The organism is candidate division KSB1 bacterium (genome assembly GCA_022566355.1).
In the GTDB taxonomy this organism is placed as follows: domain Bacteria; phylum Zhuqueibacterota; class JdFR-76; order JdFR-76; family DREG01; genus JADFJB01.
This window is the reverse complement of the sequence record JADFJB010000172.1, coordinates 1-6,942: the sequence shown is the minus strand read 5'-3', so window position 1 is coordinate 6,942 and position 6,942 is coordinate 1. Positions and strand designations below refer to the sequence as shown.

Genomic DNA, 6,942 nt, shown 5'->3' with positions numbered 1-6,942 from the left:
CATCAAGAGACCCAATAAAGATTTATTTCAGCGAGAAAATGGCTGTTAATGGTTTATCCGGACTCGATAATTATGTTATTTTCCCGATGATAAATGTCCGTAATGTGTATGTAGACGACTCCGGTTTCAGATGGGTTTTGTCTTTTTGTGAAAAATACTTCGCCCCTACCTATTTCTAATTCTGTTTAATTATTATTTTCCAGGATCAAGAAAAAAAGTCAAACTGGTTATCAGCCAATACTCTAAAATGATGTGCTGTGAGATTCGGCTTCTCCTTGTTCAGTCCAGCTTTCCGGCAAGACAGATCAAACAAGTTCCGGATTTCATCTGCAAAAACGCCTTCCCCTCTCATCCTGGTTCCCAGCCGAGGGTCATTTAATTTTCCACCACGGATATCCCGAATCCGGTTTAGAATTTTGTCTTTTCTATCGGGATAATGTCTTTCCAGCCAATTCTCAAACAGGGGTGCAACAGCATAGGGCATGCGCAGCATTATGTAGCCGGCACAAACTGCTCCGGCGTCAGCAGCCATTTTCAAGATCGATGGAATTTCGTGATCGGTTAGACCCGGAATAATTGGAGCAGCGAGAACACCGGTTTTGATGCCAGCCGCAGTTAATTTCTCGATGGCTTCAAATCGCCGTGCAGGAATGGATGTCCGTGGCTCCATGATTTGGGTCAGCGCACTGTTTTGAGTCGTAATCGATATCATGACCAATGCCGCGTTTATGGATGAAAGCTCACTCAATAGGTCCAAATCACGGGTTACCATGTGGTTCTTGGTGATTATCACCACTGGGTTTTTAAATTTGACCAACACTTCAAGACAACGGCGCGTTAGTTTGAAGTGGCGTTCTATCGGCTGATAGGGATCGGTTACACCGCTGATACCCAGCACCTGCGGTTTCCATTTGGGGCGCGATAATTCTTTTTCCAAAATTTCCGGTCCATTTTCCTTAACGAAAATTTTACTCTCAAAATCCAATCCCGCCGAAAGCCCTAGATATTCATGGGATGGCCGGGCGTAACAATAAATGCAGCCGTGTTCACAACCGCGATAAGGATTGATGCTTGCGTCGAATCCCACATCCGGGCTGTCGTTGTAAGTGATGAATGTCTTGGATGAATCCTTAAAATATTGGGTACCTTTCAACTCATTTTTCTGGCCGTCCGGCTCATCGAATTCGATGGAGATGGTTTCAAATCGATTGAGAGGATTCGTTGCGGCGCCGCGACCGCGAATGTTGTTTTGATGAACAGGCAATTGTGCTCCTAAATAATGAGGAATAAAGCTATCAAAAAAATGATGGATGTTCAAATTTCAAAATTAAATAATACACAATGTTAACGATTAAAACTTTGGAATCGGTTGAAATGGATATATGAGGATAAAAGTTGTCAGTCCTAAACAATTTATTCAGTAGTATGAAAACTAAATAAATACTCTCAGTACACAAAATAATATATTAATCCACCTAAAATAAAACCCCGGTGAATCTTTTTTAATCACCGGGGTTTGACAATTAGATTGATTTGATTTTAAAGCTTGTACCTACCTCCCGGCAATCTCATCCTTTGTCGTATACTTATCAAACCAGCTTCTCAGGTAAAGCACCGAGCGCATAAAATTGGATGGCTTAGAGCTGGTACCGTGCCATTCCTCATTAAAACGCAGCATTACCGTCGGGATTTTTTGCACTTTCAGCGCCATGTAGAACTCTTCGGTTTGGGAAATCGGTGTGCGCAAATCTTTGATACCTGTCATCAGCATGGTCGGTGTTTTTACATTACCGGCGTACATGAGCGGGGATCGCTTTAAATGCTCGCTGGGATCTTCCCATGGAAATTTCTTGAAGTTACGATACCAACTGGCGCCATCCGTTGTGCCGACAAAGCTAATCCAGTCGATTACCGGGTAGTTGGAAGAAGCAGCGGCGAATCGATCCGTATGGCCGACGATCCATGCGGTTAGGACACCGCCGCCACTGCCGCCGTACACAAACAAGTTTCGTTCATCGATATAGCCCTTGGCAATCACCTCATCGACGCCTTTCATCAAATCATCGAAATCCTTGTCAGGGTAGGCATTCTTTATCGCGTTGCCAAATGGACTGCCATAGCCGTCACTGCCGCGAGGATTGGTATACAAAACCACAAAGTCTTCCGCGGCATGGTTTTGCCAGGCAAAATTAAATCCGACGCCATACATTCCATGGGGACCGCCGTGGATGGCTAAAATTAGTGGGTATTTTCGATTCGGATCGAAATCCGGTGGTTTTACAATCCATCCTTGAATTTTAAAATCATCCACAGAATTATACCAGATTTCCTCGACCTCTCCCAGTTTGACATCCGAAAGGATATCTTCATTTACATGGGTCAATTGGGTAATCTGCTTGGGTTTTTTCAAGTCAAAAGCGATCACATCACCGGGATTATGAGAATCGGCCCAAACTGCCGCAGCCTTACCATTTTTGTTGATGCTGCTTACTGATATATAATGGGTTCCTTCGGTAATTGGTTTTACGCCATTCTTTAGTGAAGCAAAATAAACATTGCGGCTGCCTTCGCTGCGTGTGTTAAAATATACACCGCTATTGTCTCTTGCCCAGGTTAAACCGGAAGACCGCCGGTCAAAATCTCCGGAGATCTTATGCGGATTTGAACCATCCCTGTTCATGACATAAATTTTGTTGGTGATATAGGTATCATCTGTGAAATCGTAACCCGTATAGGCAATATATTTACCATTGGGAGATGGGACAGGATTGCCATCCGGTCCTTTTCGAGTGGTTAATTGCTTCGTTTCTCCGGTCTTCACATTGACAGCATAAATCTCAGATTCCCGCCATTGGTATTCGGCATCATCAACTCGCAAGCTGCTGCAGATAATTTCACTGCCATCCGGAGTCCACCTTGGCGATGAGTGGCTAAAGTCGCCCGATGTAATTTGTCGTGGGGTACCGCCGTCAGCAGGGACGATAAAAACATGGTTAAATCCTTCTTTTATAAATCCCCTTCGATCTCGGCGGTAGCGAAGTCGATCGATGATACGAGGTTCCTTGGTCCATTTTGCGCCTTCGGGTTTTGCCGGCAGTTTAACAGTCCACTTATCTTTTTCGGGCACCAACATCGAGAATGCAATGGTCTTCCCGTTCGGAGACCACCGGATGTTTGATGGCGATTGTTCGACCCGGGTGATTTGCGTAACCGCACCCTCGGCATCCATCCACCGGACATGGATTTGACTTCCTTTCGGTTTTCCGCTGGCAGTAAAAGCAATGCGAAAACCATCGGGTGACCATTGCGCCGAAGATCCTTCAACCAGGAACCGGTTTTTGGAGCCATCCACTTTCATAATCCAAAGCGAAGATTTCCGGCTGTCATTCATTTTATCAACCCATCTCCGGGTGTAAATAATCTGTTTACCATCCGGAGATATTTGTGGATTGCTTACACTCTCCATATCCAGGTAAAGGTCCAGGGTGAGCTTTTTAACAGGCTCCTGGGCACCCAGATTAGCAAATGAAAATAGGGTAATAATTAAGAAAAATATTGAAATGGAAAGATATTTCTTCATGACTCACTCCTAAGGTTGAGTTAAAAAATATTAGGGATTAAAATAACGTACCTTGAAAGAAAATGGAATGCAAGTACAATTTTTTGAATTTTAGATTTTTACTGAGTTGTTTGATGCTGCAATTTTTTTAAACACCGAATAACACTGATTTATATTCCTGCATGAATGAGACTAGGAACGACTCTGTTGTCATTCCAGTTCCGCCTGGCAGGCTGTTGCAGAATGCGCAATATCATCTGAAATGTCATACTGATCCCGCCTGGACGGGAGAAGAATCTTGCTGGTACAGCCCTTAATAACTTGATTATACGAGAGTTACAACGAGTTGCAAACAAGATCCTTCACTCCGCTTCGCTCCGTTCAGGATGACAATTCCAGGCTTTTTGCCTATTCTGCAACAGCCTCCTGGGCGGGATTATCGGGAATCTATTTACTTGATCAAACACAGAATGAATCCTGCTTAAAACGAGACTTTGTGAACGCAATATCATCCTGAAAAAACATTAATAAGCATCTAATGTCATTCAGAAGGAATCTATTTTAACTTAACGTAAGGTGTGTTAGTTAACAAGATCCGTCACGATAGTGACAACACTGTTTCTTTGAGCCTCAGCTAATTCTTTTTCTTTTTGAATAAATTCTTCAGTTTATCTTTTACTTTCTTCTCCGCTTCTTTCTTCTCTTTCTCGAATTTTTCTTTTGCAATTTGTTCTAAAGTTGATTTGCCTGCTGTTGAATCTTTTCCGGTTTTCTTTTTGGTTAGAGCTTCTACAATGCCTTGTTTTACTTCATCTTTTTTACTTTCTAATTCGGAAACGGCTGCCTGTTTCAAACCGGATGTGACACTTTTTACAATGTCGCCCAAAGATGCTTTTATAATTGGTTTGTCATAAGTGCCCCCTATAGAAACCAATATGTCAACTGTCTCATCAGTGCCCAAGCTCACTTTCTTCCCAACAAGGTTAGTGAGGGCATTCGCTGTTTGACCCCTTAGCTCACTGGCGGGCATTTTGAGGATCAAATCAAAATTCAATGATTTATCAATCCCGTATGATCCCGAGATAACCATATCCGTATTTTCAATCGTGACCGTGAATGGTTCAATTTTCATTCGGCCTTCCTCGATTGAGTATGAAGGATGAAAATTATTTAAAGTAGGATTTTGTATTTTATCCCATTTAATTGCTTTTGCAACTTGATTGAAAGGTGCGAAATCCGTCAAACTTGCAGAGGCAATATCCAGCTTGCCATGGCTGGTGAAATTTTGCCAAAGCGGTACCAGGTTATTATCCAATTGCGAACTTAACTTTATTTTTGCATTAAAATTGCCATGGAGATGATTTGCAATCGGTGCAAAGGTTTGCACAGTTATAAAGCTATTGTATGCATCGGCAAATCCAACCTGGCTGATTGAAAAATCGAAATCGATGGTTGGGGTCTGTGGAATGTTACTGTCATATTTACCCGAAGCGATCATTTTTCCGCCTAATGCCTCCATGTAGAGGCCATCCATCTTCAGGACTTTGTCTTTAAGAACCAGGGATCCTCTGACGTTTTGCAATTTTAGATTATCAAAAAGCACTTCATTGAATTGCACATCCATCAGGAATTCAATTTTACCGGGTAGCTCGACCGCTGAAAGTTCAGCACTGGGTCCTGCCATCCATGGATTCAAATCAAAAAAATTAGAACTGATTGCAAGGTTGCCTTTTAATTCTGCATCTTTGAGGAAGTAAGAAAGAACATTCTCCAATTGGCCCGTTGCCTTAATATCACTCTTGCCGATTTGAGCACTAAACCGATCTAATGAAACCTTTGCAGGTGTAAAAGTTATCGATGCTTCCTTTAAGGAAAAGGGTTCGGGAAGTTGTGGGGACGAATAAATGATCTCTGAAAAGTTAAGCTGCCCATTTCCATTGATTTCCAGGTCTTTTTTCTGACTGCCTGAAAATTCCAGGTTTGCCTGAATGAGGCCGGCGATTTCAGTATTTTCCTCTAATGGCAGGAGTTCTTTGATGTTACCTAAATCGATATTGCCTTTAATAAAGCCGCTGAAAGTGGGATCGGAAAAAGGCCTGCTGACAATAAGGCGGGCGTCGAATGGTTGCCGGTCCATTTCGAAATGAAATTTTCGTAAATTAATCAGGGTGTTGTTTAGATCTCCTCCCGGGTTTACCACAAATAATTCAAAAGCAAAATGATCTATGGGTTTTGGCATGTCCGGAAGTTTTAGCATGCCATCATTGACTTCAAATTTGAAGTCAATTTTGGGGAATTCATTTTCACTGTAATTGCCGATAATTTTGCCCTGGAAGCTAAATCGACCCGATGTTTCCAGCTCAGAAAAATCCTTCTGGTAGAGGATTGGGATCAGGGAAACCAAACTTTTAAAATCTGTTTCTTCAGTGCTAAACTGTAAATCAACAGTGGTAGTTTCCTCTGCGATTTTTAATGAGCCGTCGAGATTAAAAATAAAGTCGTTAAGCCTTAGTTGGTTTTTTTTCAGTTCTATTGAAAGGTTCTTCATATCGATCACTGTTTCGATTGCGAAATGAGTTTCAATATCCTGCAAATAGTTAATATCTCCAACTCCGGCGCTTAGAGATTTAATTTTCGTGTCTGTTTTTAAATAGACGATATCTTGGGTGAAATCCCCGTAGCCACTGTGGTTAAATCCCTTCACAGCCAGGTTCATTCCGGTTTGATCATCTATATAAGTGAGATTGGCGTTTCGAATTTCATATCTTTGCAGGGTTAAACCAAATTCTTCCGTTTCACTTTCCGGGGCAGCTTCAACCGTTTCTGTTTCTTTCATGATATTCCAGTTCGGCGTGCCATCTGCAAGAACCCTGAGGGAAATATCCGGCTGATCCAACAGGATCGAAACAATTTCAACGGATTCTCCCGAAATTAAACTGAGCAGATCAACGGTAACACGAAAGGAATTAAAATGAACCAAAGTATCGCCCTCGAAAGGCGCACGATTCACCAGGCTAAGACCATCAATCGATACGGTAATACCAGGGAAATCCCGAAAGAAACTAATACCAACATCATCAAAATCCATTTGACAAGCCAACTGTTCATTGGCTTTATCTTTAATGATGGCAACGATTTGATCTTTGTAAAACATGGGGATTATCGTCACAGCTAGGAATAATAATCCAACAATAACTCCGATGATGATTAGTAATTTTTTCATATTAAATTTTCTCTAAGTTTTGGGTGGTTAAAGATACAATTGATATCAAAGAGTATTGATATTTAATGGGTTTATATCTTTTGATGAATTTCGTTTTATGAAGAGTAAACATCCAGAAATAATCCTAAAATCAACTTCCTTGTCATTTATTAATTTCGAG

Annotated in this window: 3 protein-coding genes; all 3 read right to left on the bottom strand. The window is 41.7% G+C overall.

The annotated features are described in order from the left end of the window. Nucleotides 1–205: 205 nt before the first annotated feature. The 3 genes from IIC38_19305 to IIC38_19295 all read right to left on the bottom strand — a co-directional run bounded on the left by IIC38_19305 (nt 206) and on the right by IIC38_19295 (nt 6,782). Nucleotides 206–1,264 carry a PA0069 family radical SAM protein gene (locus IIC38_19305; GenBank protein ID MCH8128073.1) on the bottom strand — a complete coding sequence of 353 codons (1,059 nt, stop codon included), beginning with the start codon at nt 1,262–1,264 and terminating at the stop codon, nt 206–208. Between the two features lie 288 nt (nt 1,265–1,552). After that, a complete protein-coding gene (locus tag IIC38_19300) occupies nt 1,553–3,580 on the bottom strand; it encodes a S9 family peptidase (GenBank protein ID MCH8128072.1) in 2,028 nt (675 codons plus the stop codon). A 613-nt stretch (nt 3,581–4,193) separates the two neighbouring features. Next, entirely contained in the window at nt 4,194–6,782 is a 2,589-nt protein-coding gene (locus IIC38_19295) for an AsmA family protein (GenBank protein MCH8128071.1), read from the bottom strand. Nucleotides 6,783–6,942: the final 160 nt, after the last annotated feature.